The sequence below is a fragment of the Kitasatospora sp. NPDC006697 genome, assembly GCF_042869935.1.
In the GTDB taxonomy this organism is placed as follows: domain Bacteria; phylum Actinomycetota; class Actinomycetes; order Streptomycetales; family Streptomycetaceae; genus Kitasatospora.
In genome coordinates this window covers 15992-41702 of record NZ_JBIAGU010000021.1, presented here as the reverse complement: position 1 = coordinate 41702, position 25711 = coordinate 15992, and the positions used below count along the sequence as shown (strand labels likewise).

General features: G+C 74.5%; 21 protein-coding genes. 10 read left to right on the top strand and 11 right to left on the bottom strand.

All coding sequences use genetic code 11. The features are described 5' to 3' along the window. Positions 1-30: 30 nt before the first annotated feature. Entirely contained in the window at positions 31-2337 is a 2307-nt protein-coding gene (locus ACFYNO_RS26500; RefSeq protein WP_388017423.1) for a hypothetical protein, read from the bottom strand. A gap of 1124 nt (positions 2338-3461) precedes the next feature. On the opposite strand from ACFYNO_RS26500, the gene ACFYNO_RS26495 reads away from it, so the two are divergent. After that, entirely contained in the window at positions 3462-4442 is a 981-nt protein-coding gene (locus ACFYNO_RS26495; RefSeq protein WP_388017420.1) for a LacI family DNA-binding transcriptional regulator, read from the top strand. A gap of 13 nt (positions 4443-4455) precedes the next feature. On the opposite strand, the gene ACFYNO_RS26490 is transcribed toward ACFYNO_RS26495, so the two are convergent. From ACFYNO_RS26490 to ACFYNO_RS26455, 8 genes are all read right to left on the bottom strand, one after another. Then, entirely contained in the window at positions 4456-4935 is a 480-nt protein-coding gene (locus tag ACFYNO_RS26490) for an ATP-binding protein (RefSeq protein WP_388017417.1), read from the bottom strand. A 369-nt stretch (positions 4936-5304) separates the two neighbouring features. Continuing rightward, complete coding sequence (locus ACFYNO_RS26485) at positions 5305-6555, bottom strand: helix-turn-helix domain-containing protein (protein ID WP_388017414.1); 1251 nt, start codon at positions 6553-6555, stop codon at positions 5305-5307. 203 nt (positions 6556-6758) lie between these two features. After that, the gene (locus tag ACFYNO_RS26480; RefSeq protein ID WP_388017411.1) at positions 6759-7865 is read right to left on the bottom strand and encodes a helix-turn-helix domain-containing protein; all 1107 of its coding nucleotides are present in this window, start codon (positions 7863-7865) and stop codon (positions 6759-6761) included. A gap of 173 nt (positions 7866-8038) precedes the next feature. Beyond that, positions 8039-10021, bottom strand: coding sequence for a potassium transporter Kup (locus ACFYNO_RS26475; protein WP_388017408.1), 1983 nt, complete (start codon positions 10019-10021; stop codon positions 8039-8041). Between the two features lie 296 nt (positions 10022-10317). After that, positions 10318-10674 (bottom strand): peptidase inhibitor family I36 protein, encoded by a 357-nt coding sequence (locus ACFYNO_RS26470; RefSeq protein WP_388017406.1) that lies wholly within the window; start codon positions 10672-10674, stop codon positions 10318-10320. 213 nt (positions 10675-10887) lie between these two features. Beyond that, complete coding sequence (locus ACFYNO_RS26465) at positions 10888-11655, bottom strand: hypothetical protein (RefSeq protein WP_388017403.1); 768 nt, start codon at positions 11653-11655, stop codon at positions 10888-10890. A gap of 201 nt (positions 11656-11856) precedes the next feature. Then, positions 11857-12042, bottom strand: coding sequence for a sigma-70 family RNA polymerase sigma factor (locus tag ACFYNO_RS26460; RefSeq protein WP_388017401.1), 186 nt, complete (start codon positions 12040-12042; stop codon positions 11857-11859). Between the two features lie 50 nt (positions 12043-12092). Next, positions 12093-12296 (bottom strand): cold-shock protein, encoded by a 204-nt coding sequence (locus ACFYNO_RS26455; protein WP_388017399.1) that lies wholly within the window; start codon positions 12294-12296, stop codon positions 12093-12095. A 143-nt stretch (positions 12297-12439) separates the two neighbouring features. Here ACFYNO_RS26455 and ACFYNO_RS26450 point away from each other — a divergent pair, with 143 nt between their 5' ends. Continuing rightward, on the top strand, positions 12440-13186 hold the full coding sequence (locus tag ACFYNO_RS26450; RefSeq protein WP_388017397.1) for an adenosylcobinamide amidohydrolase: 747 nt from the start codon (positions 12440-12442) through the stop codon (positions 13184-13186). A gap of 7 nt (positions 13187-13193) precedes the next feature. Here the strand turns inward: ACFYNO_RS26450 and ACFYNO_RS26445 are convergent, their stop codons facing one another. Together ACFYNO_RS26445 and ACFYNO_RS26440 are read right to left on the bottom strand one after the other, a co-directional pair. After that, positions 13194-13886, bottom strand: coding sequence for a response regulator (locus tag ACFYNO_RS26445; RefSeq protein WP_388017394.1), 693 nt, complete (start codon positions 13884-13886; stop codon positions 13194-13196). Next, positions 13883-15517 (bottom strand): ATP-binding protein, encoded by a 1635-nt coding sequence (locus ACFYNO_RS26440; protein WP_388017391.1) that lies wholly within the window; start codon positions 15515-15517, stop codon positions 13883-13885. Before ACFYNO_RS26440 ends, ACFYNO_RS26445 begins: the two co-directional genes overlap by 4 nt. A gap of 242 nt (positions 15518-15759) precedes the next feature. Here ACFYNO_RS26440 and ACFYNO_RS26435 point away from each other — a divergent pair, with 242 nt between their 5' ends. The 8 genes from ACFYNO_RS26435 to ACFYNO_RS26400 all read left to right on the top strand — a co-directional run bounded on the left by ACFYNO_RS26435 (position 15760) and on the right by ACFYNO_RS26400 (position 25698). Further along, positions 15760-16617 carry an ABC transporter ATP-binding protein gene (locus ACFYNO_RS26435; protein ID WP_388017388.1) on the top strand — a complete coding sequence of 286 codons (858 nt, stop codon included), beginning with the start codon at positions 15760-15762 and terminating at the stop codon, positions 16615-16617. Continuing rightward, the gene (locus ACFYNO_RS26430; protein WP_388017385.1) at positions 16614-17489 is read left to right on the top strand and encodes an ABC transporter permease; all 876 of its coding nucleotides are present in this window, start codon (positions 16614-16616) and stop codon (positions 17487-17489) included. The genes ACFYNO_RS26435 and ACFYNO_RS26430 overlap by 4 nt, the downstream gene beginning before the upstream one ends. 39 nt (positions 17490-17528) lie before the next feature. Continuing rightward, positions 17529-18617: an ABC transporter substrate-binding protein gene (locus ACFYNO_RS26425; protein ID WP_388017382.1), complete on the top strand. Its 1089-nt coding sequence runs from the start codon at positions 17529-17531 to the stop codon at positions 18615-18617. Positions 18618-18798: 181 nt separating this feature from the next. Beyond that, positions 18799-19308 (top strand): peptide-methionine (S)-S-oxide reductase MsrA, encoded by a 510-nt coding sequence (gene msrA, locus ACFYNO_RS26420; protein WP_388017379.1) that lies wholly within the window; start codon positions 18799-18801, stop codon positions 19306-19308. Positions 19309-19707: 399 nt separating this feature from the next. After that, entirely contained in the window at positions 19708-20994 is a 1287-nt protein-coding gene (locus tag ACFYNO_RS26415) for a hypothetical protein (protein ID WP_388017376.1), read from the top strand. A gap of 59 nt (positions 20995-21053) precedes the next feature. Further along, positions 21054-22283 carry an AAA family ATPase gene (locus ACFYNO_RS26410; RefSeq protein ID WP_388017373.1) on the top strand — a complete coding sequence of 410 codons (1230 nt, stop codon included), beginning with the start codon at positions 21054-21056 and terminating at the stop codon, positions 22281-22283. After that, positions 22280-23518: a VWA-like domain-containing protein gene (locus tag ACFYNO_RS26405; protein WP_388017370.1), complete on the top strand. Its 1239-nt coding sequence runs from the start codon at positions 22280-22282 to the stop codon at positions 23516-23518. The genes ACFYNO_RS26410 and ACFYNO_RS26405 overlap by 4 nt, the downstream gene beginning before the upstream one ends. Before the next feature lie 116 nt (positions 23519-23634). Then, a complete protein-coding gene (locus tag ACFYNO_RS26400) occupies positions 23635-25698 on the top strand; it encodes a SpoIIE family protein phosphatase (RefSeq protein ID WP_388017368.1) in 2064 nt (687 codons plus the stop codon). Positions 25699-25711: the final 13 nt, after the last annotated feature.

Genomic DNA, 25711 nt, shown 5'->3' with positions numbered 1-25711 from the left:
GTTCCCGCACCGGTTCGTCCCGCGGCTGCCCTAGCGGCCGCCGCGGCCCTTCGCGTTGTTGCCCTTGCCGGTGCCCGTGGCGGCACCGGTGACGGCGCTCCTGGCGGGCGCCGTCAGACCGCTGCCGGGCACCAGCACGGTGCCCTTGGTGCGGCGGGTGTCACCCGGACCGGCGGGGACCGCCTTGGCGGCCCCGGCCGGCACCGGCAGCTTGCCGACCGGCGCGCCGATGCCCAGCCTGGCCGCCGGCGTGGCCGCGGCGGACGGGTGCAGGACCGATCCGCCCGAGCCGTTGAGCCGCAGGGTGACCGAGCTCTGGAAGGTGGCCGGGGAGACCCAGCCGGAGAGCGTGCCCGCGTAGGCCGAGCCGAACGGGCTGGTGCCGACCAGGTCCAGCTGGACCGTGCCGTTGGGCATGGTGGCCTCGGCCTGGACACCGTCCGGCGCCTCGATGGTGACGGTGTCGCCGACCCGGTAGGCCGTCACCTGATGGGCCGTCACCGCACTGTTCCAGGCGGCCCGCTGCTGCAGCTCGGTGCCGATGTCCGACTCGCGCAGGTTCACCAGCGGGGCGCTGGTGTTGTACAGCCCGCGGTAGGTGCTGAGGATCGAGTTGAGCACCGGGTAGGCGATCCGGTCCTCGGCGAAGTTGGACTGGTGGATGAAGTGCGGCCGCGGGTCGTTGCTCAGCACGTGCCCGAGGTCGATCCGGGTCTCGGTCGGCACGATGTACGAGGTGTAGCCGGTCTGCTCGTTCAGCGGCGCGGACAGGCAGGTGGAGTTGGACGAGGTGGTGCAGATCCCGCTGCCGCCGTTGGCGGTGCTGTTGTAGATCCAGTTGTACTCGTCGGTCTCCTCGACCTGGGTGGCCGCGTTGTAGAAGATGTTCATCGGGTAGCGCGGCACGGTCAGGGTGCTGCTGCCGACGGCCCGCTGGTTGTACTCGCGGGAGGCGTCGCTGGCGGTCCACGCGATGCCGGTGTTGGCCAGCGCCGGCGCCAGGTACGGGTTGTCGGTGGGCTGCTGGGGCGTGGTCACCAGGCCGGAGTGCTCACCGGTGATCAGCTCCTGGGAGTTGATCCGCAGGCCGTTCTGGGCCGCCCAGGCGAGGTTCTTGGTGATCGCCTGCTGGATGGTGTTCTGGTCCACCCAGACGGTGTTGCCGCCGGCGTCCTTGGTGCACTGCCACGGCACCACGGTGACGTTCTGCACGCAGCCCAGGAACGGGTGGTCGTAGGTGTGGTTGATGAACCGGAACGAGGACTGGTCCGCCACGAAGGCGTTCACCAGCGGGTCGCTGGTGGTGTTGTTGTCGCTCTTCCAGTCGTCGCTGCCACCGCCGTTGAACGCCCAGTCGAGGGTGAAGCCGTTGGCGGCCTCCCACTGCTTGGCGGCGGTGACGTCGGCGGCGGTCATCCGGATCGGGGTGCCGGTGTCCGGGGTGCCGGGCGGGCAGGTCACGTCGCCGGGGGTGCACTTGAGGGTGGTGGACCAGCGGTCGTCGCCCAGGAACAGGTCGTCCACGTGCACCGCGAAGTAGTTGCGGTCGTAACCGAGGTGGACGCCCTGGGTCACCCAGTCCACGATGCCGCGGGCCAGCAGCCGGTACTGCTGCTGGTACTGGTTGTAGACGAAGGTGATGACCAGCTCGGAGCGGCTGTCGTGGTCGAACTCGCCGACCAGCGAGCCGCGGGCGGCGCTGCCCGGGATCGGCGCGTCCACCAGCGGGGTGAAGGCGGCGCCGGCGGCCTGGGCGGCCAGCGGGGTGGCCAGGTAGCCGTAGCTGGTGCTGACGTTCGGGTCGGGCTGCTCGAACGGCACGCTGCCGGCCAGGTAGTTGAACGCGCCGGCCGTGCCGGCCGCGGTGACGGCGCCCTGGGTGCCGTCCAAGGAGCCTATGTAGCCCGGGTTCTGGGCCCAGTTCAGGCCGACGGCCGGCTGGGCGTAGGTGTAGGCGTCGACCTGGCGGATGCCGAAGGCCGCCTCGAAGGCGGCCAGCGCGGTCATCTCGGCGGAGCCCGCGGCGAACGGGTTGTTGTTGGGCAGCACGACGCCCTCGAACTTCGCCCGCGGCGTACCGTTGACCGTGTCGCTCAGGAAGGCGGCGTCGATCACCGGCCGGTTGGCGTCGTTCAGGTTGACGACGGTGTACGGCGTGCCCTCGCCGGCGAGTTCGGCGATGATGGCGGCGGTGGCGGGCCCCCCGTCGTCCACCACCAGCACGTTGAGGTCGATCCGGTTGCCGCTGGTGCCGGCCTGCGCGATGGCGGACGGCAGGACGGTGATCAGCAGGCCGGCCGCGGCGAGTGCGGCTGCTCTTCGGGTCCCTCGACCCATGGTGGTTCCCTCCCCGGGACGGGCGGTGCGGACGCCCGTGTCTCGTTCTGGTGCTGTGGTGCGGGCCGGCGGTTGTGGTGGTGCCGGCCCGGTTCTCATCCGGTTCCGGGCACGGGGGAACGGCGAAGTGCCGGACGCGCCCGGACCCCGAATGAGGTGCTGCTCGTTCGGTGCGTGAGTGAAGTACCGCCGGGTTGGTGGTCCGCGGCGGCGGTGGAAGGTGAAGTGAGGGTGCTATTCGGAGCAGCGGCCGTGGATATCGGCGGGGGTTCGAAACACGGTGGCGTCGCTGCTTCCGGTGCGGGCCATCCTTGCACACCCGGCCTGGTCTTTTGAGACGCAGTTAGGAATTCTCAGACTGCGGAGAGGGGATTCGGAGGAATGGCCCGGGAAGGGCGGGATTCACTGCGTGGGCCCAGGGTGCTTGTCCTGTGTGGGTCGTGCGTAGGCGTGCGGTGCGACTCCCCCGGAGCTGCCGGGGTGGCCGCGCGGGTGCGACGCGCCTGGTGAAGCGGCTTGGTGCGCATGCCATCTGACGTTCGGTCAGGAGGTCGTCGCAGGAGGGCTGGTGGGGCCGGGGCACTGGGAGAGCGTCCAGTGAAATCACAGCAAGGGCCCAGGAAGCAGGGCTTTCGGGGAAGTCGCTGTCAGGGAATCGTGACGCCGGGCCCAGTCGTTGCCCAGAAATGGGCCCAAGGGGGCATGTTCGACTGAAATCGGTCAAAGGATGGAACGGAATGAAACGATCCGGTCGCGGACTGCGGTGGCGCCGGATATCGGCTGGTGACGCGGCGTCACGACCGGTGCGGGCCCGCGGTGCCGGTGGTGGCACGGGTGAGTGCCGCGTGTGCCGGATGGCATGGCCGGAACAGCGATCGGCGGCCTGCCGTCACAATGCCGAGCGGCAATAGCGAATCCGGAATGAAGAAGAATCGAAATCACCGGCCCGGTGTGGCGCGGCCGGGCGCCAATCGGCGCTGTGGTAATCGTCGGCAGGGCGCAGCCGGATGTGCGGAATTGCGCGAATGCGTCGGCCGGCCGGGCCCGGGTTCGCTTGACGGTGCTCCGGCACCGGATTACGGTCGATCGACGCTGCTGGACCGGTAAAGTCGAGGGACCGCCCCATGGTGACGATGCAGGACGTGGCCGAGCGGGCCGGGGTGACCAAGCAGACCGTCTCCAACGTGCTCTCCGGGCGGGTCGCCGTCCGCCCCGCCACCGCCGCCCGGGTCCGCGCCGCGATCGACGAACTCGGCTACACCCCCAACCTGGTGGCCCGCTCGCTGGCCACCGGCAGCACCAGGACGGTCGGCCTCTTCGTGCCCACCGTGGTCGGCTCCTTCTACGCCGAGCTGATCGAAGAGGCCGAGGACGTGCTCGACGCCCACGGCTACCACCTGCTGCTCTGCACCACCCGGCAGGACGGCGAACGCGCCCGGCGCCACCTGGCCGGCCTCACCAGCCGCTCGGTGGACGCGCTGCTGATCGCCGGCGACGAGGACCTGATCGAGCACCTGCCGCTGCTGGTCGGCGCCCCGTTCCCGGTGGTGCTCTGCGCCTGGGAGAGCGCGCTGCCCGACACCCACCCGGTGGTCACCATCGACTACCGCCGGGCCGGCCGGCTCGCCGGGCAGCACCTGCGCGGCCTCGGCCACCGCCGGCCCGCCGTCCTGGCCAGCCCCGCGCACGGCGTGCGGATCGACGGTTTCCGCGCCGAACTGCCGGACTGCGCAGTGCACTTCGCCGCCGAGCCGACTCCGGCCGGCGGGTGCGCGGTGGCCGCCGCGGCGCTGGCCGCCGACCCGGCGACGACCGCGCTCTTCGCCACCCACGACGTGCTGGCGCTGGGCGCCCTGGAGGCCGCCCGGGCGGCCGGGCGCCGGGTGCCCGAGGACCTGTCGGTGATCGGGCTCGACGACGTGCCGGAGGCCCGGGTGACCCGGCCGGCGCTGACCACGGTGGCCCTGCCGAAGCGGCTGATGGCCCGGCAGGCCGTCGAACTGGTGCTGCGCGCGGTGGCGGAGGGCGCCGCGCCGGGCGGGGCGGCCCGGCTGCTGGAGCCGGAGCTGGTGGTGCGGGGGAGCACCGGCCCGGCGGCGCGCTGAGCCCGGCCGGCCGCTACTGCGGCACGGCGGTCCGCACCGCCGCCAGGGCGGGCGGAGCGGAGGGAGCGGCGGGAGCCGTCGGGGCGGGGAGCAGGGGGAGGCGGATCACGATCACCTTGCCGCCGGTGTCCAGGTCGGCTGCCACCTGGTGGCTGCCCTGGGCTTCCTCCACCAGCCCCTTGACCAGCGCCAGCCCCCACCCGCCGGAGTCGTGGGGGGCGGGGAGTGCGCGGGGGCGGAAGGGGTGGTCGTCGGCGACGGCGATGGTCAGCTCGCCCTGGTCGGCCCGCAGCACCACGCGGGCGGTCGGCGAGTAGCGCGCGGCATGCCGGACGACGTTGGTCACCAGCTCGGTGACGATCAGACAGGCGGTGGCCGCCACCTCGGCGTCGACCCCCCAGGCCGCCAGCACGTTCCTGGTCTCCCGGCGGGCAGCGGGTACGTGTTCGTCGGCGGACACGACGTGGAAGCTGTGGCTCAGCCCGGCGGACATATAGCCTCCTCCTTCCGGGCCTCCATGCGAGCCCGATCGTCACCAAAGGTAGTGGGATGAATACGCTGCGGTGTTCACCGCTGTGAACCGCGGGGAAGGCGGCGGAGGGGTTGGGGGACGGGGGTTGGGGTGGGTTTCGCGTCAGACCTCCGAGGGCCACCTGGGGCGCTTCCCAGGCCTGACGGTCGCCAGGGGCGCCGCTTCGCAGGTCCGCGGCACACCGGGACTGCTGATGATCCGACAAGGTTCTTTGCGGGCAGCGGAAGCGACGTGGTGGTGGCTCATGTGGCGTGGAGCGGGTCCGTCCCTGCACTGACGCGCGGAGCCGGGGGGCGAGTTGTCGGCCCGTCACCGTGGTGCGGCGCCGTCTCAGTGCCGGAGTCCCATGCGGTGGGCCAGGCCGCGGAGTTCGCGGTCGGCGTGGGCCGGGAGCTGGCGGTCGAGGAGGTCGGAGACGGTTTCGCGGACCAGGGCGTTGGCGTGGATGCGCTGGGGGGCCACGCGTTCGGCGGTGAGCAGGGAGGCGACGGCGTCCGCGTCGCGGCCGCGGAGGCGGGCGAGGGAGCGGCCGAGGTCGGCGCGGAAGGCGGCTTCGCGGCCCGGGGCGTTGAGGACGGCGGGGGTGACGCCCGCGCCGGCGGCGACCGCGTGGCCGTGGCGGCCCAGGTCGGTGTTGAGCGAGACGTGGTGGATGGAGACGTTGGTGGGCCCGAAGTTCAGGTGCCAGGCCTTCGTCTCCCCGGTGAGCTGGGCCAGTCCGGTCGCCGCCGCCAGGTGCTCGCGCACCTCGCCGGCCCGTTCGGTGCCCGAGCGGCGGACGTCCTGGGTCAGGCAGGCGGCCCGGATCAGGTGCAGCTCGCCGAGCAGTGCGGCCGCGCCGGGGGCGGAGAGCCGGCCCTCCAGCTCGGCCGCCGCCTGGTCGGCCAGGGCGAGCGCCTGGGCCGGGCTGCCCGCGCCCATCAGGACGTGGGTGTGGAAGAAGCCGGAGAGCGCCCGGTGCAGCGGGTCGTCCAGCTCCGCCACCGCCTCGGCGGCCCGGGTCACCGCGATGAACGCCAGGTCCGGGTAGCCCAGGTTCTTCAGCAGCAGGGTGCAGGCCGGGTGGTAGGCGCCCGCCAGCAGCCGCAGCAGCTCCTCGCGCCGCTGCCCGGCGGCCGCGTCCACCGCCGCGTGCAGGTCGGCCAGCAGTCCGGGCAGCGCCGCCGCCACCCGCCCGTACTCGCAGGCGTGGTAGAGCCGGTTCACCGCCGCCACCCGCCCCGCCAGCCCGCCGACCGGCCCGTCCGGCGCCGGCCGGTCCGGCGGTGCGCCGACCGTCAGCCCCATCAGCGCCAGCCGCAGCGCCGGGATCGCGTCGTGCGCCCCGCCGCCGCCCGGGTCGGTCGCCCCGCAGGGCCGCCCGGTCAGCTGGGAGGGTGCGATCCGCAGCGCCTCCGCCAGCGCCGTGATGTGGCCGGTCCGGTCGAGGTGGCGGCGGCCGTTCTCCACCATCGAGAGGAAGCCGACCGAGAGGCCGGAGAGGCCCGCCAGCGTCCGCAGGCTCAGCCCGCGGCGCCGGCGTGCGGCCCGCAGCCGGTCGCCGATCTGTTCGCCCTGGTGTCCGTACTGCTCACTGCTCATCGGTCCTCACTCCTACACCTGCGGTAGCCGCGGACAGCGTAGGTCCGTATGAGGGACGCTCAGGTCCGGAGCCGAGATGATCACCCGGGGGTGTGACGGTGGTTTGGTGAAGATCGCCCGTGGTGCCGGAAGATGCACGGAATCGGTCGCTCCGCGTTCCATCCGGGTGCCATCCGTGGTCGCCAGCCCCGGGCGGCGCGCCCTCAGCCCGTCCCCGCGCGGGATGCGAGCCGGTGCACGGCGGCGGCCTGCGCCGGGTCGGTGAGCCGCGCGGGCAGCACGGCGAGCAGTTCGCGGGCCAGCGGGTCGAGCCGGGTGCGCAGCGGCGCGGTGCGCTCGGCCGCCAGCAGCCGGGCGGCCGCGGCGGCGGGCTCGCCGAGGCGGGCGTGCGCGGAGGCGGCCAGGGTCAGCACTCCGGCCCGGGCCGCCGGGGGCAGCTCCGCCGCGTCGGCCAGCGCCAGCACCTCGGCCGGCGACCCGGCCTCGGCGGCCACCCGGACCCGGGTGAGCGCCAGCGCGTCCCGCTCGCTCGGCAGTCCGGCCCGCCCGGCGGCCCGGCGCAGCCGCCGCTCGGCCTCGGCGGGCCGCCCGGCCGCCGCCTCGGCCAGCGCCGCCAGGGCGAGCAGCGCGGCACTCCCCGGGCCCTCGGCGGCCCGCGCCAGCGCCTGTTCGGGCAGCGCCATGTCGAGCAGCAGCTGCAACTCCTCGGCGAGCACCGCCCGCGCCCCGGCCGCCCCGCCGCGGGCCCGGTGCAGCACCGCCCAGGCGAGGTCCCGGTGCCCGAGCCGGCGCAGCAGTCCGGCGGCCGCCAGGTGACCGCGCAGCCGCAGTTCGGCCGCCTGCCGGCGGGTCCCGGCCGGGGCCAGGGCGACCGCGCCGGCGCCCAGCCGGATCAGCCCGGGCAGGGTGCGGGCCAGCAGCAGCTCGTCCCCGTCCCGGGCGGCGGCGGTGGCGGTCTCGGTGCGCCGCGCCAGCTCCCGTTCGCGCCCGGCCGGCGGCAGGGCGCCCGGCTCGGCCAGTTCGCGCCGCAGGTGGAAGGCGACGGCGTCCACCGCCGCGTGCTCGGCGCCGCTGGGCGGGTAGGGGCGGCCGGTCAGCTCGACCGCGTCCACCCGCAGCGCGCCGGCCAGCGCGGCCAGGTCCCGGCGCCGGTCCAGCCAGTCCGCGCCCTGCTCCAGGGCGGCCAGCCGCTCCGCCGCGATCCCGCTGCGGCGCGCGAGTTGACGTACCGTCAGACCGCGCCGGGCTCGCCACCGGGCGACCCGGGCCGCGATCGGACTGGCACCGGCCCGAATCCGCCCGATCCCCAAACCGAACCATCCGCCCTGCTGAACACCGGTTCCGTCAACGGTCACCGGTCGGCCACGACGGAGCCAAGCGTAATGATCGCCTCCGCGCTCCCGCCACCGTGTCCGGGGAACGGAACGGGGTGCGGTCCCGCCGAGCGGTCCCGCACCCCGTCACCCGGTGCTCCGGGCGGGCCTCACATGTTGACCTGGGCCCCCATGATCACGCAGCGGTTGCTCGGCAGCCCGAAGTAGGCGACCGGGCTGCTGGCGTTGTTGGCGATGGTCATGAAGAGCTTCTTGCGCCAGCGCCGCATGCCCGGCGCCTCGGTGCGCACGATGGTCATCCGGGACAGGAAGTACGACACCTCGTCGACGTCCAGCCCGTGGATCTGGCCGGCGTCCGGGTGCTGCGAGGCCAGCCGCAGCGCCTGCGGGATGTTGGGCTCGTCCATGAAGCCGAACCGCAGGGTGAGGTGGGTGATGCCGTCGTCGCTGTGCCCCAGGTCGTCGAAGACGCAGCGCTCGGACTCGTCCACGTGCGGCACCCGCTCGACCATCGCCGAGAGGATCACCACGTTCTTGTGCAGGGTGTGGTTGTGCTCGACGTTGGCGCGCAGGGCCAGCGGCGTGGTCTCCACGTTGGCGTTCAGGAAGACCGCCGTGCCGTCCACCCGGTGCACCGGCGGGTCCATCGCGTCGACCTCGTCCACGAAGGCGCGCAGCGGGCCCTCCAGGGCCGTGCGGTTCGGCGTGACGATCTGCCGGCCGCGCTGCCAGGTGATCAGGATGGTGAAGACGGTGAAGGCCACCAGCAGCGGCAGCCAGCCGCCGTGCACCACCTTGGTCAGGTTGGCCGCGAAGAAGGCCACCTCGCTGGTGAGGAAGACCACCGCGCCGAGGATGATCATCCAGAGCGGCTTGCCCATCATGATCCGGGCCACGGCCAGGAAGAGCACCGTGTTGAGCACGAAGGTCGCGGTGACCGCCACGCCGTAGGCGGAGGCCAGGGCGGCGGAGGAGCCGAAGCCCAGCACCAGCGCCACCACCGCGCCGAACAGGCCCCAGTTGATCATCGGGGCGTAGACCTGGCCGACCTCGTGCTCCGAGGTGTGCTTGATCGTCAGGTGCGGCAGGATGCCCAGCTGCACGGCCTGGCGGGTCACGCTGAACGCGCCGGAGATGACCGCCTGCGAGGCGATCACGGTGGCGACGGTCGCCAGGATCACCATCGGGAACTGCGCCCAGCCCGGCATCAGCAGGAAGAACGGGTTGGAGACCGAGGAGGGCGAGCGCAGGATCAGCGAGCCCTGGCCCAGGTAGTTGAGGGTCAGGGTCGGGAAGACCAGGAAGAACCAGGCGCGGTGGATCGGGGCCCGGCCGAAGTGGCCCATGTCGGCGTAGAGCGCCTCGGCGCCGGTCACGGCCAGCACCACCGAGGCCAGCGCGACGAAGGCGACCAGCCCGTGGTCGACGATGAACTCGATGCCGTAGGTCGGCGACAGCGCCTTGAAGATCGCGGGGTGGCCGGCCACCTCGACGGCGCCGGTGGCGCCGATGATCACGAACCAGAGGGTCATGATCGGGCCGAACAGCTTGCCGACCAGGTTGGTGCCGTAGCGCTGGAGCCCGAAGAGCACCACCAGCACGGCGATGGTCAGCGGGATCACGAACTCGCTCAGGCCCGGGGTCGAGACCTTCAGGCCCTCGACCGCGGAGAGCACCGAGATCGCCGGGGTGATCATGCCGTCGCCGTAGAAGAGCGAGGCGCCGAAGATCCCGAGCGCCACCAGGACCACCTTGGTGCGCACGGACTTGAAGTTGAGCTTCTGGACCAGCGCGGTGAGCGCCATGATGCCGCCCTCGCCGCCGTTGTCGGCGCGCAGGATGAACGTCACGTACTTGATCGAGACGATCAGCGTGATCGCCCAGAAGACCAGCGAGATGACGCCGTACACCTGGTCCGGGGTGGTCCCGACCGCGCCGTTGTCGGCGGTGAAGACGGTCTGGATCGAGTACAGCGGACTGGTGCCGATGTCACCGAAGACGACCCCGAGCGCGCCGAGGGTCAGGGCGGCCGCACCGGGGCGGACGCGGTGGGAGCTGCTGCCGCCGGGCGCGCCACCGGACCCGTGGGTGGCGGAGCTGTCAGGCGCGCTCTTGGCGAGTTCTATTCGCATAATGAGCGATGATGATACGCATGGCAGGGGCGGCTGAAAGCGCCCCCGGTGGTTCCCGGACACCGCCGCCGTCCGCGCCTCGGAATGCCCGCCGGACAGGGCGTGGGCGGCCGTCGGGCACCCCGGAGCGGGCGCCGCTCGCCACGGTCCAGTCGCCGCCGAGGGGTTGCCGCGCGGCGGGGGCCGGGCGCGGGGCGGGACGGGGGCCGATCGCGAGTGACCGGCCGGCCGTCCGTTAATGCTTCTTTAACCCCGCTTCTTAACGCTTCTTTGACGGGGGCCGTTCGCCCGCGGTTTCAGCAGCGGTTCGGGCCCACACCGTCGATCCGGCCGCCGAAGTCGCCGAGGTACTGCGAGCGCCAGTCGCCGGAGAAGACGTCGCGCTTCTCGACCGGCTGCCAGTTGATGAAGCAGGCCCGGGTGCCGGCCACGAAGGCGCCGACGTGGTCGTGCAGGCTGGGCGGCATGTCGCGGTAGCCGCTGGCGGCGGTCCACTCCCAGTAGCTGCCGTGGAAGCCCTCCTCGCTCCAGAAGCAGATCGAGCCACCGGGGCAGGCGGGCGGGTTGGCGGGCGCGGCGTGGGCGGCGGTGCCGGGGAGCAGGACCGCGGCGAGGGCCAGGGCGGCCGCGGCGGACCAGGAACGGAGCTGCACGGCGGACTCCTCATGGGGGACGGTGCCGGACGTGGACGGGCGCCGCGGCGCTGTGCTGTCGCCGCGGTGCCGTCTGCCATCCTGCGGGCCGTGCGACCCGGCGCCCGGGAGACCGTCACGGCGGGTCACCCGGGCGGGGGTATTAGTCGTTCGAACAGGGTCGACGGCCCGGGACCGCACCGGTGGCACCTGCCGGACCCGGTGCCGCCACCGTCAACTGCGCCACCACGGGGCACGGATGACATCGTCCGGATCCACCGCGCAGTCGGTCCCGCCGACCACCTCGCGGGCCGGGATGTCCCAGCCGACCACCCCCGGCGCCTGGCGGTCCAGCTCCACCACCCGGGCCCGGGACGGGCCGGTGCCGGTGTTCACGTCGCAGTGCAGCACGCTGGTCCAGGACCGGCCGTCCACCGCCGCGACCAGGGCCAGCGCCGGCAGCACGACCAGGGCGAGCGCGAGCGCCACCAGCCGGAGCAGCTCGGCGGCCCGGGGCACCGGGCCCGCCGGGGGCCGGCGGGTGCGGTGGCCGGTACGGACGTCGCGCCCGCCGGTGCGGTACTCGGCGATCACGCCGAGCCGCAGCAGGTAGCCGGCCAGCGCCGAACCGACGCCCCACCACAGGCCGTTGAAGGCCCCGACCACCACGCCCAGGGCGGCCGGCAGGATCGCCGCCCGGGCCGCCGTCTCGGTCATCGCCCGGTCCCAGTGCCGGGCGGCGCCCCCGTGGGCCGCCCGGTAGGCGTAGCTGAAGTGCGAGGCCACCACCGCCAGTACCAGGGCCAGCACCGGCTCGGCGAAGAACATGCCGATCACCACGTCGGCCCAGTTGGCCGGCCCCATCGCGAGCAGCGCGTCCCGGGCCGCGTCGCCGCCGCCCAGCGTCCAGGCGAGCTTGAGCACCGGGACCGCGAACAGCACGGCCGAGGTCATCACGTGCGCGGCGCTGGACTTGCCGGCGGTCCCGGCGGAGGCGGTCATCCGGTCACGCTACGGCCGCCGTCCGGCGGTCCGGCCGCTGCCACTCCCCGACATCACCCGGTTGCCGTCCCGTGCTCCGGGGGCTGAGGCAGTGGCGGGCGGAGGCCCCCGGGGCGGGCGGGACGCGCCGGCCGACGGGAGATCGCGCCAGCTTGGCCGAGTCCTTTCGTTCCAGGCCGACCCGTGCGCACCGGCACCACCTCAGGGCTCAGCGGTGGCGATCCGGTAGAGCCAGGTACGCACCGAGGCCCGCGCCGGGTCGTACCGGTCGCGGGCCTTCCAGGCGCGCAGCAGGGTCTCCTGCACCAGGTCCTCGGCGTCGTGGTGGGAACCGAGCATCCGGTAGCAGAAGGCGGTCAGTTCACCCCGGTACGGCTCGAGATCCATGCGGTCATCATGCCGTACCGGTCCGACGGCCCCCGGTCAGCGGAAGCGGGTCAGGCTGGGACGACGTTCTCCGCCGTCGGGCCCTTCGGGCCCTGCACCACGTCGAAGCTGACCTGCTGGTTCTCCTCCAGCGAGCGGAAGCCCGCGGCGTTGATCGCGGAGTAGTGGACGAAGACGTCCGGGCCGCCGCCGTCCTGGGCCAGGAAGCCGAAGCCCTTCTCCGCGTTGAACCACTTCACCGTGCCGGTTGCCATGCCTGCTCCTCGCCGATCGCACCTGGACTGCTGCCACGAAGGTAACGGTTCGGTGCGCGGAAGGCCGCGCGGCGCGGCGGTGAGTTGCGGGCGGAATCGGCCCCGGCCGCCGGACGTGCTACAAACGCTGGCACAATGCGGGGATGATCAGCCAAGCGCTCCCGGCCCGTGACTCCGCCCCGCCCGCCGTGCGGGTGGAGCGCGGCGCCCGGCTGGAGGACGCGGCCTGTCGGCACCTGCTGCTCTGGCGGGCGGGCCCGGGCTGGCGGATGCTCAGCAGCGCGGTGCTCGGCGGCGGACTGGGGGAGCGGGCCTGGGTGCTCAACGCCCAGGTCAAGGCGGGCTACGGGCGGATGGACCCGGAGCAGCACCTGGCCGAACTGGCCGCCGCGCACGGCCTGGCCGGGCCGGGCGTCGGGCTGCTGACCGCGGCCCTGGTGGACGACTACGCCAAGGCGGTGGACGGCGGGGTCACCGCGCTGGTCACCGCCGGGGTGGGCGTGCCGGTCTGGGCCGCCGAGCCGGCGGCCGCCGTCGGCGGCCACGCCCCGGGCACGGTGAACATCCTCGCCGTGGTCCCCGCACCGGTCGCCGACGCGGGCCTGGTCAACCTGCTCGCCACCGCCACCGAGGCCAAGGTGCAGGCCCTGCTGGGCGCCGGCTACGACTGCTCGGGCACGCCCTCGGACGCCGTCTGCGTCGCCGTGCGCACCCCGCGGCCCGGCGAGCCGGCCGACCCGTTCGGCGGGCCGCGCTCGCGCTGGGGTGCCCGGCTGGCCCGCGCCGTGCACGCGGCCGTGCTGACCAGCGCGCTGCGCGACCGCGACCGGACCGGCCCGCGCCCCGAGCACCCCGCGCCGCTGCCCGGGTGCCGGGTGCGCGACCTCTGACGGACCGTCAGGTGCCGCCGACCCGGTAGCGGTGCTCCGGGCGGCCGGTGGCGCCGTACTTGAGCTCCAGCCGGACCAGCCCCTCCCGCACCAGGTAGGAGAGGTAGCGCTGGGCGGTGGCCCGGGAGACGCCGGTCTGCTCGCCGACCTGCGCGGCCGAGAGGTCGCAGCGGGCCTCGCGCAGGGCCGCCAGCACCAGGGAGAGCGTCGGCGCCGAGTGGCCCTTGGCCGGCACGGCCGGCAGCGCGCTCGGGCGGGCGGCGCTGAACAGCGCGTCCACCTCCGCCTGGGCGGCGTCGGCGGCCGGGTCCAGGGCCGCCACCCGGTCGCGCAGCTCCCGGTAGGAGCCCAGCCGCTCCTGGAGCGCCGCGAAGCCGAACGGCTTGACCAGGTAGCCGGTGGCGCCGAGCTGCATCGCCGCCCGCACCGAGGCGACATCACTGGCCGCCGTGATCATCAGCGCGTCCGGCCGCGGCCCGGCCGCCTCGGCGACCAGCCGGCGCAGCAGATCCAGCCCGCTGCCGTCCGGCAGGTAGACGTCCAGCAGCAGCAGTTCGGGCCGCAGCTCGCGGACCGCCTCGACGGTGGCGGCCACCGAACCGGCCTGCCCGACCACCTCGAAGCCCGCCACCCGGCCCACGTAGGCGGCGTGGATGGCGCTCACCCGGAAGTCGTCGTCGACCACCAGCGTCCTGATCACAGCACACCCTCCAGAACGTCCGGGGCGACCGTGAAGACCGCGCCCGGCGGAGCCGGTTCGTCGTCCGGCAGCGGCAGCACCACGGTGAAGACGGCGCCCGGCCCCTCGCTGACCGTGATGCTGCCGCCGTGCCGCTGCACCAGCCGGTGGACCAGCGCCAGGCCCAGGCCGCGCCGCGCGGTGCCGCGGTCCGGGCTGGTCGACCAGCCGTCCTCGAAGATCGCCCCGGCGGCGCCGGGCGGGATGCCGGGGCCGTCGTCCGCGACCCGCAGGGTGACCGCGTGCTCCTCCTCGGCCAGCAGCAGGCGGACCTCGCCGCCGCTGCCGACCGCCTCCACCGCGTTGTCCAGCAGGTTGCCCGCGATGGTCAGCAGCCGGCGCAGGTGCCCCGGCTGCTCGCCGAGCCGGGAGTCCGCCTCCAGCACCACCCGCACCCCGCGCTCGGCGGCCACCGCCGTCTTGGCGATCAGCAGGCCGGCCATCAGCGGATTGGCGATCCGGTCCCGGACGCCCTCCGTCGTGGCCGGCTCGCCGTGGCTCAGCTCGACGGCGTACTCCAGCGCCGCCCGGTGGTCGCCCAGCTCCAGCAGCCCGGCCAGGGTGTGCATCCGGTTGGCGAACTCGTGCTGCTGCGCCCGCAGCGCGTCGGTCAGGCCGCGCACCGAGTCCAGCTCGCGCAGCAGGCCGACCAGCTCGGTGCGGTCGCGGACGGTGACGATGGCGCCCAGCTCGCGGCCCTGCAGCACCACCGGCTTGCGGTTGACGGCCAGGCAGTGGCTGTCGGTCAGCACCGTCAGGTCCACCCCCGCCAGGCCGCCGTCCAGCGCCCGGCGCAGCCGGCCCTCGGGCAGCACCTCGTCCAGCCGCCGGCCCAGCGCCGTGCCCAGGCCGAGCAGCCGCCGGGCCTCGTCGTTGACCACGCTGATCCTGCCCTGCGGATCGAAGGCGATCACGCCCTCCTTGATGCCGTGCAGCATCGCCTCCCGGTCCTGCAGCAGCCCGGCGATCTCCTCCAGCTCCAGGCCGAAGGTGGAGCGCTTCAGCCGGCGGGCCAGCAGGTAGGAGGCGACGGCGCCCACGGCCAGCGCCGTCGCGGCGTAGAGCGCGAAGGTGGGCAGCTCGCGCATCAGCTGGCCGACCGCCTGCTTCTCGGCGATCCCCACCGAGACCTCGCCGATCACCGCCCCCGCCGGATCGCGCAGCGGCACCTTGGCGTTGGCGGAGCGGCCGGTCGAGCCGTTGTCCATCCCCGTGGAGGTGCGCCCGTCGAGCACGGTGATCGGCTCGTCCACCGCCTTGCCGATCAGCTCGGGGTGCGGGTGCGAGTGCCGGATGCCGTGCAGGTCGATCACCACCACGTAGGTGGCGCCGGCGGCCCGCTCGATCCGCCCGGCTGCCTGCTGCACCTCGTCGCCGCCGGTGCCCTCGGCCATCGCCCGGACGATCTGCGGATCGCCCGCGGCCGTGCGGGCGATGGAGAGCGCCCGCCGCTGGTACTCGTGGTCCAGCTCGTCGCGCTGGGCGTAGGTGAGCAGCACGAAGCCGATGCCGCTGGTGATCGCCAGGATGAGCAGCTGGCCCACCAGGATCCGGGCCGAGAGCTTCCGGCCCCGGCCACGTCGTCGGGCCATCGGGCCACCTCCCTGCCGCTACCCCCTGTCTCCTGCGTGTTCAGGCGAGTGTGCCCTGAGTGCGGCGGTTTTCCCAGTCCCGTGACCGTGCGCAGAACGAGCAGAACCCACGGCAACGCGGTGAAGCCGCGCAACGCTCGCAAGACTCCCGCCGCCGGCCGGGCCCGACCTACCTTCACGGCACCAAGAAACACCCCGGAAACACGACGGGGTGCCAGCGGAGAAGCGAGGAGGCGGATTCGATGGCTGCGCGCAACGACGCCGCGGCGGGACCGGTCCAGGACCGCGTTCGCGACGGTGCCCGGATCGAGATCTCGGGCGTGACCAAGCGGTTCCTGACCCCGAGCGGCGAGGCCTTCACGGCCACCCGCGGCGTGGACTTCACGGTCGAGCCCGGCCAGTTCTGCGCGGTCGTCGGACCGACCGGCTGCGGCAAGTCCACCACCCTGAGCCTGGTCTCCGGCCTGGCCCGGCCCAGCGAGGGCCGGGTGCTGGTCGGCGGCCGGGAGGTCGACGGGATCACCGACGGCATCGGCTTCATGTTCCAGGCCGACGCCCTGCTTCCCTGGAAGACCGTGCTCGGCAACGTCGCGATGGGCCCGGTCTTCAAGGGCGTGCCGAAGGCGAAGGCCAACGCGGCCGCCCGGGACTGGCTGCGCCGGGTCGGCCTGGCCGGCTTCGAGGACCACCACCCGCACCAGCTCTCCGGCGGCATGCGCAAGCGGGTCGCGATGGCCGCGGCGCTGATCAACGAGCCGAAGATCCTGCTGATGGACGAGCCGTTCGGGGCCCTGGACGTGCAGACCAAGGCGATCATGCAGAACGAGCTGCTGGGCCTGTGGGAGCAGCTGCGCCCCTCGGTGGTCTTCATCACCCACGACCTGGAGGAGGCGGTGGCGCTGGCCGACCGGGTGGTGGTGATGACCTCCGGTCCGGGCTCGGTCAAGGCCGTGTACGACATCGACCTGCCGCGCCCGCGCGGCTCGGTCCAGGACATCCGGTTCCAGCCGCGGTTCCTCGAACTGCACCACCAGATCTGGGCCTCGCTCCGCGAAGAGGTGGAGCGCGCCTACGCACGCACGACGGGAGAGCAGGCATGAGCGCCGCGACGGCAGTGAACCCGCCGGCCACCGACCGCAAGGCCGCGGGCGCCGGGGTGCGCGCCGTCCGGCGCCGCAAGGCGCTGGTGCTGCTGGCCCAGCTGGGCCTGGCGGCGGCGGTGATCGGCGGCTGGCAGGCCGTCACGGCGGTGGGCTGGCTGGACCCGTTCTTCTTCGGGCAGCCCAGCGGGATCGCCCGGCGGCTGGTGGACTTCTTCAGCAAGGGCGACCAGGCCACCGAGTTCGGCTCCTACTGGCTGCAGATCGAGACCACGCTGCGGGAGGCGGTCCTCGGCTTCGCGCTCGGCGCGGGCAGCGGGGTGGTGCTCGGCGTGCTGCTCGGGCAGAACCGGTTCCTGGCCGACGTGCTGGGCCCGTACATCAAGATCGTGAACGCGGTGCCGCGGATCGTGCTCGGCTCGATCTTCCTGGTCGCGTTCGGGCTGGGCGAGACGCCGAAGATCCTGCTGGCGGCGGTGCTGGTCTTCTTCGTGGTCTTCTTCAACGCCTTCCAGGGCGTGCGCGAGGTGGACCGCAACATCCTCGACAACGCCCGGGTGCTGGGCGCCTCGCAGCTGCAGATCGTCCGGCACGTGGTGCTGCCCTCCGCGCTGACCTGGATCACCGCGAGCCTGCACACCGCCTTCGGCTTCGCCATCGTCGGCGCGCTGGTCGGCGAGGTGCTGGGCGCGCAGGCCGGCCTCGGCCTGGTGATCAAGACCGCGCAGAACCAGTTCGACCCCAACGGGGTGTTCGCCACCATGGTCGTCATCGCGGTCATCGTGCTGATCGCCGAGTGGCTGATCACCAAGCTGGAGCGCCGCCTGCTCTCCTGGCGCCCGCCGTCGCCCGCCGAGAGCGCGGCCCTCTAGACCTTCCTCCCCCACCCCTTTCCGTACCTAAGGACAGCCATGTTCAAGCGGACCCCCACCCGCGCGGTCGTCGGCACCCTCGCCCTGGCCCTCGGCCTCGGCCTCACCGCCTGCTCCTCCTCCGGCGCCAAGAGCGGCGCGGCCGCCGGCACCCCCACCGTGAAGATCATGGTCGGCGGCCTCGACAAGCAGATCTACCTGCCGTTCCAGCTCGCCCAGCAGCTCGGCTTCTACCAGAAGTACGGCGTCAAGGTGGTGCTCAGCACCGAGTCCGACGCGGTCGGCGCCGAGGACGCGATGGCCTCCGGCCAGGTCGACATGGCCGGCGCCTGGTACATCCACACCATCGACTTCGCCGCCAAGGGCAAGGCGGTCGAGGACATCGTGCAGCTCTCCGGCGCGCCGGGGGAGCGCGAGATGTGCGCCACCAACAGCGGCGTCCACTCGGCCGCCGACTTCGCCGGCAAGACGCTGGGCGTCACCGACCTCGGCTCGGGCACCGACACCCTGACCGAGTTCATCGCCGCGCAGAACAACCTGGGCACCAGCCAGTACCACCGGGTCGGCGTCGGCGCCGGCGCGACGGCGATCGCCGCGCTGCAGAACGGCAAGGCCGCCTGCGTGATGACCACCCAGCCGACCGTGACGGCGATTCAGAAGAAGGGCGTCGGCTACTCCGCCGTCGACCTCGCCACCACCGACGGCGCCAAGGCCGCGGTCGGCGGCCTCTGGCCGTCCGCGAGCGTGCTGGCCCGGGCGGACTGGGTCAACTCGCACAAGGACGCCGCGCAGAAGGTGGTCACCGCGCTGGTCGCCACCATGCAGTACATCAGCACCCACTCCGCGGCCGACATCGCCGCCGCGCTGCCGCCCACCTTCACCGCCAACGGGTCGGTCACCAAGGACGACTACGTCACCGCGCTGACCCAGGACAAGGGCCAGTTCCTGCCCGACGGCCTGATGCCGGCCGGCGGACCGAAGAACGTGCTGGCGACCGAGAAGCTGGTCGGGGTGAAGGGCGCCGAGTCGGTGGACCTCGGCAAGACCTTCACCAACGAGTTCGCCCAGGCCGCCGACAAGGCGCTCGGGGTCACCCCGACCACCACCCCGGCGGACGGCAACGGCTGAGTCCTCCCGACCGGAGCCTCCCGGCCGGAGCCCTCCGACCGGACCCCTCCGACCGGACCCCCGGGCGCGTCCCCCATCGCGCCCGGGGGTCCACCCCGTCCGGGGACGGCGGGGTGGGGATGATGGGGGCCGCGCCCGTTGTTGCTGCAGGCGGGGAACCCACCGAGAGGGAGAGAAGAGCATGACCACGACGCGCAAGGCCGTCCTCGCCGGCGGATGCTTCTGGGGCATGGAGGAGCTGTTCCGCCGCATCCCGGGCGTCCAGGACACCCGGGTGGGGTACACCGGCGGGTCGGTGGCCAACGCCACCTACCGCAACCACGCGGGCCATGCGGAGGCACTGGAGATCAGCTACGACCCGGCGCGGACCGACTACCGGACGCTGCTGGAGTTCTTCTTCCAGATCCACGACCCGAGCACCGTGGACCGCCAGGGCAACGACATCGGCAGCAGCTACCGCTCGGCGATCTACTACACCGACGAGGAGCAGCGCGCCGTCGCGCTGGACACCATCGCCGACGTGGACGCCAGCGGGCTCTGGCCCGGCAAGGTCGTCACCGAGGTGGAGCCGCTGGGCGACTTCTGGGAGGCGGAGCCGGAGCACCAGGACTACCTGCAGCGCTACCCGGACGGGTACACCTGCCACTTCCCGCGCCCGAACTGGAAGCTGCCGGTGCGCGACTCCGCCTGAGGCCGGAGGTTCCGGTGCGGCGGCCCGCCCGCCCCCCCCCGCGGGGCGGCGGGGCCCCCCCCCGCGCGGGGGGGGGGGGGGGGGGGGGGGGCCCCCGCCGCCCCCCCGGGGGGGGGGGGGCCCCCCCCCCCACTGCTCGGGGGGCGGCCGGCACCTCGCGGGCCCACTCCCGGCGTGCGCGACGTCCTCCGACAGCAGTTCGGGGTCGCGGACGGCGCTGGTGACGCCGCGCGGCGGAATCGCGTGTGGCACAAGAGAAGTGACAGGCCGTCAGGCGCGGCCTCGAACCAGGGCCGGGAAAACCACTGGCGCCGCCCGGACCGGGCGGCTAGCCTCTGGCGCGATGACTACTCAATCTCTCGCCGGATTGGGGGCTTCGACCACGCAAGGTGAGTGCTGATGGCCACTCACCCCGTGCTCGAGGATCCCCGTCTGCTCCGCTGGCAGCGCGTGCGCGAGTTCGCCGTGCCGCCCACCATGATCAAGACCGCCACCGCCCGCCGGCTCGCCGGGGACTGGGCCGGTGCCTGCGCCGCCGCCCGGGTCGACGTCGACCTCGACCTGCGCGCCGTGGCCCGGCGGCACGGTCAGCGGCTCGCCGCCCGACTCCGGGACGACCTCAGAGCGTTGGCGCCCGACCTGCTCCGCTGGCAGCTGCCGCGGATCGCCCCCGACGGACTGCTGCGACCCGGGCTCAGCATCGCCCTGGCCCGCTATCCCGAGTCGCCGCTGCAACTGGTCGTCCGCACCCCGCCCGCCTGGGCCGGAGCCGGACAGCGGCTCAGCCTGGCGCTCTGGGAAGGCTCACCCGCCGGCGCCGCCGACCACCCGCACCCGCGCCCCAACCGCCGCTACCGGCTGGACCTGCACCGGCACCTCTGGGACGCCGGACGGTCCGGTGAGCTGCGCACCCGGTCCGGCGCCGACCGGCCCGCGACCGCGGACGCGGCCCGCTGGCCCGCCGAGGCGGCGATCCTGCTGGCCGCCGACGGACTGCCACCCGGCCCGGTCGCGCTGCGGCTCGACTCCCGGCGGCATCTGATGCTCGACCTGACGAAGTGTCAGGCAGCGGTGCCGGTGCGGCAGAACGCCGTCCGCGACCTTCCGGTGCTGCCCGACGCGGCGGTTCGCACGCCGCCCGACCTGCAACTGCTGCGGGCCGGCCTGCTCCGGCCGGAGCAGCTGCACCCGTTGGTCGCCGCCGCCCTGGCCCCCGAGCACCGGGCCGCGGCGCCCGACCCCGCGCAGGACCGGGGCGACGGGCCGCGGCTGGTCGACTGCCGGGGCGCCCGGCACCGGATCGGCCTGGCCGACGGCGCCCTGGTGGCGCTGGACCACGGCCCGGAGGAGCTGCGGCGCGAGGAGCTGCTGGTCGCCCTGGGCGGAACTCCCCTGCCCTGCCTGCAGTTCATCGACCAGGTGCACCGCCGCCCGGACTGCCTGGACGGCGTCCGGGAGCGGCTGGACCACGGCGACACCGCCGGGGCACTGGCCGTGGTCGAGCGCCTGCTCGGCCCGGACGCCCTGCTCCGGGACGGGCCGCTGCGCGAAGAACTGACCGCGGCCGCGGCGGGTCTGGTGACCCACGGCCTCTACCGCGCCGGGCTCGTCACCCCGCCGCACCTGCCCGCCTCCGCGCCGCGCCACCCCGCCCGGCGCCGGCCACGCCACGCCTCGACGCGCTGACCGCACCACGCCTCCACGCGCTGACCGCGCGTCCGCCGACTCCCCTCAGGTGATCACCCATGCCTTCTGCTGCCCACGTTGACCCCGCCTCCCGCCTCGACGTCGCCCGGGACCTGCTCGCCCTGCTCGGCGACACCACCACCGAACCGCGCGCCGACGACCAGCTCGAGGCGCTGACCCTGGCCGTGGCCGCCGACCTGCCCGTGCTGCTCTGGGGCGAGCCCGGCATCGGCAAGACCGCCGCGATCACCCAGCTCGCCGAGACCCTGGACCTGCCGCTGACCACGGTGATCGCCAGCGTCCACGAGCCCTCCGACTTCTCCGGCCTGCCGATCGTCGGCGCCGACCCCGCCACTCAGGGGGTGCCGATGGCCCCGCCGGACTGGGCCGTCCGGCTGGTCCGGCAGGGCCGCGGACTGCTCTTCCTGGACGAGCTCTCCACCGCGCCCCCGGCGGTCCAGGCCGCACTGCTGCGGCTGGTGCTGGAGCGGCGGGTCGGCGCGCTGCGGCTGCCGCCCGAGGTGCGGATCGTGGCCGCCGCCAACCCGCGCGCCTCCGCCGCCGACGGCTGGGAGCTCAGCCCGCCGCTGGCCAACCGCTTCGTCCACCTGCCCTGGGTGCACGACCCCGAGGTGGTGGTCCGCGGCCTCGGCGGCACCTGGCCGCGCGCCACCCTGCCCCGGCTCGACCCCGGACGGCTGCCGCAGGCCGTGGACCACGCCCGGAGCGCCGTCTGCGGACTGCTCGCCGCCCGGCCCGCCCTGGTGCACCAGCTGCCCAAGAACGAGGCCCGGCGCGGCGGCGCCTGGCCCTCGCCGCGCAGCTGGGACATGGCACTGCGGCTGATCGCCTTCGCCGGCGCCGCCGGCTCCTCCCGGGACGTGCTCTCGCTGCTGGTCCGCGGCACCGTCGGCGACGGGCCCGGCCTCGAGCTGCTCGCCGCCCTGGACCGGATGGAGCTGCCTGACCCCGAGCAGTTGCTCGCCGACCCGGCCGGCGCCGAGCTGCCCACCCGCGGCGACCTGCGCCAGGCCGCGCTGGACGGGGTGGTCGCGGCCGTCCGCAGCCGCCCGGCGAAGGACCGCTGGGACGCCGCCTGGCAGCTGCTGGTGCGGGCCATGGAGACCGGCGCGCCCGACCTCGTGGTGATGCCGGCCAGCTCGCTGGCCGCGCTGCGCCGCGAGGACTGGACGGTGCCCGCGGCCATCGACCGGTTCGCCGAGGTGGTCGGGCTCTCCCGGCGGGCCGACCGGGCGGCCGCCCGGGTCACCGCCGGGGTGCGCCGGTGACGGGGCCCGTGCTGGACCGGGAGAAGCTCTTCGCCGCCCGGCTGCAGGCCGCGAGGGCCCGGCCCTACCTGGCGAGCGCGCTGTTCGCCCTGCACCCCGTCGAGGACCGGCAGGTGCCGACCATGGCCGTGGACCGGCACTGGCGCTGCTACGTCTCGCCGGCCTTCGTCGCCGCAACCCCGGTCGAGGAGCTGGCCGGCGTCTGGGTGCACGAGGTCTCCCACCTGCTGCGCGACCACCACGGCCGGGGCGACCGGGTCGCCCGGGCCCGCGAGCTGACCGGCCCCGCCGAGCGGCTGCGGATCAACATCGCCGCCGACTGCGAGATCAACGACGACATCTACGGCGACGGGCTGCGCGCCCCCGCCGACGTGGTCACCCCGGCCTACCTGAGGCTGCCCGGTGACCAGCTGATGGAGGAGTACCTGCACGAGTTCCGGCTCGGCCCGGAGCTCGCGCGGCTGGCCTGGCTGGACTGCGGCAGCGGCGCCGACGGGCTGGAACGCGCATGGGACCTCGGCCCCGACGGCGCCGACGGGCTCACCGAACAGCAGCGCGACGCCGTCCGGTTCCGGGTCGCCGAGGCGATCCGGGGCCGCCCCGGCGACGCGCCGCAGGGCTGGCGGCGCTGGGCCGAGGAGGCCTTCCAGCCGCCGCAGCCCTGGCGCGAACTGCTCGGCGCGGCGCTCCGGGCGGCCGTCAGCTCGGCGGGCAGCGGGGACGACTACAGCTACGGCCGGCCCGCCCGGCGCTCGGCCTCGGTGCCCGGGACGGTGCTGCCGAGCCTGCGCCGGCGGCCGCCGCGGGTGACGGTGGTGATCGACACCTCGGGTTCGGTGAGCGACGCCGAGCTGGGCGCCGCGCTGGTGGAGGTGGCCGCGATCTGCCGGGCGGTGGGCGGGCGGCGCGACCTGGTCTCGGTGCTCTCCTGCGACGCCGCGGCCGGACGGGTCGACCGCCTCTGCCGCAGCGAGGGCATCGCGCTGATCGGCGGCGGCGGGACGGACCTGCGGGCCGGCTTCGCGGCGGCGCTGCGGGCGCGGCCCCGGCCGGACGTGCTGGCGGTGCTGACGGACGGGCAGACGGCCTGGCCGGTCAGCCGGCCGTCCTGCCGGACCGTCATCGGCCTCTTCCCGCGCGGACCCGGGCGGGCCCGGCAGATCGAGCACAATCCGGAGTACCGGCCGGCGAGCCCGCCGGCCTGGGCGCGGGTGGTGGTACTGGGAGGGGGGTGAGCGCCGCCGCCCGGATCCCCCGGTTGCAGTAGCCGGCGTGGCGCGGCGGCCGGGAGCCCAGCACGTTCGGAGACGGACGTGGCGAGCGGGCGAGCGGGAGAGCGGGAGGCATACGGGTGAGCGGAGCGGTCGCGGAGGAGCCGGCGGACGGGGGGCTCGGGGCCGCCGTGCTGGAAGCGCTCTTCACCCAGGCCCCGCTGGGCCTCTACGTGCTCGACCCGGAGCTGTTGATCCGCCGCTACAACACCACCGCGGGCCGCCTGCACGCCCTCCCCGCCGACCAGGTGATCGGCCGCCCGCTGAGCGAGGTCGTCACCGGCTTCACCGCCGCCGACCTGGCCGAGATCACCGAGCTCGGCCGCACGGTGCTGCGCACCGGCCGCCCGGTCCGCGACCACGTGCTGCGCGGCCGCCCGCCGGCCTTCGCCGGCCGGGAGCTCACCGTGGAACTCTCGGTCTACCGGCTGGCCGAGGGCGCCGGACTGGTGCTCGCCGTCGAGGACGCCACCGAGCGCCAGCAGACCCGGGCACGGCTGGACCTGCTGAACGAGGCCTACCGCGTCATCGGCACCACCCTGGACGCCGCCACCACCGCCCGGCAGCTCACCGAGGTGCTGGTCCCCGCGCTCGGCGACTACGCCACCGTGCACGTGCTCGACGACCTGCTGCGCGGCGAGCGCCGCCGCACCGCCCCCGCCGCCGCCGACCTGCCGCTGCGCCGGGTGGCCTTCCGCTCCGCCGGCGGGGCCGGCCCGCCGGCCCGCGACGGGGTGCTGGAGACGCTGCCGTTCGCCACCCCGTTCAGCCGCGGCCTGGAGGACGGCCGCCCGCGCCTGGTCGCCCGGTTGGACGGCAGCGACGCCTGGGCCGGCGCCGACCCCGAACGGGCCCGGCTGCTGGCCGGCGCGGGCGTGCGCTCGCTGCTCGCCGTGCCGCTCACCGCCCCCGAGGAGGCGGTGCTCGGGGTGCTCACCCTCTACCGCTGCGACCGGCCCGAGCCGTACACCGAGGAGGACCTGCGCCTCGCCGCGCAGATCGCCTCCCGGGCCGGCCTGGGCATCGACAACGCCGCGACCTACCAGCGGGAGCGGGCCACCGCCACGGCCCTGCAGCGCTACCTGCTGCCCAGCCGGGTGCCGGAGCTCTCCACCGTGGACACCGCCCACCTCTACCTGCCGGTGAGCGCGGGCGGCGACTGGTTCGACGTGATCGAGCTGCCCAGCGCCCGGGTCGCGCTGGTGATCGGCGAGCTGTTCGGCCACGGTGTGGAGGCCGCCGCCGACATGGGCCAACTGCGCACCGCCGTAAGGACCCTGGCCGAACTCGAACTGCCGCCGGAGGATCTGCTGGACCGGCTGGACGGCACCGCCCGGCGGCTCGCCCGCCGGGCCGGCCGGCCGTACGCGGCCACCTGCGTCTACGCCGTCTACGACCCGGTCACCCGGCAGCTCACCGCCGCCGGCGCCGGCCACGCCGCCCCGCTGCTGGTCGCCCCCGGCACCCCGCCGGTGCGGTTGGAGCTGCCCGCCTCGGTGCCGCTGGGCGGGCACGACGGCACGGGCGAACCGGTCGGCGACGGGGCCAGCCACGAGTCGGTCACCCTCGAACTGGCCGACGACACCCTGCTCTGCTTCTACACCAACGGCCTGCTGGCCGGCGACGAGCGAGCGCCCGAGAAGCTGCGCCGGGTGCTCAGCCACCCGGACCTGCGGCTGCGCGAGCTGGCCGACGCCGTCGCCTACGCGCTGGCCAGCGACCGGGCCGAGGACGACGCGGTGCTGCTGCTGGCCCGCACCCGTGGCCTGCCCGCCGACCGCGCCGCCGTCTGGAGCCTGCCCCACGACCCGGAGGTGGTGAGCACCGCCCGCCGCCTGGTGGAGCGCCAACTCGCCTCCTGGGGGCTGGCGTCGCTCGCCTTCGAGACCGAGCTGATCGTCAGTGAGCTGGTCACCAACGCGATCCGGTACGGCGAGAGCCCGATCGAGCTGCGGCTGATCCGGGACCGCTACCTCTGCTGCGAGGTGTCCGACGGCAGCAGCACCGCGCCGCACCTGCGGTACGCCAGGGCCACCGACGAGGGCGGGCGCGGGCTGTACCTGGTCCGCCACCTGAGCGAGCGGTGGGGTACCAGGTACGGACGCCGCGGCAAGACCATCTGGGCCGAGCAGAGTCTGGACTGACCCGCCGTCAGGT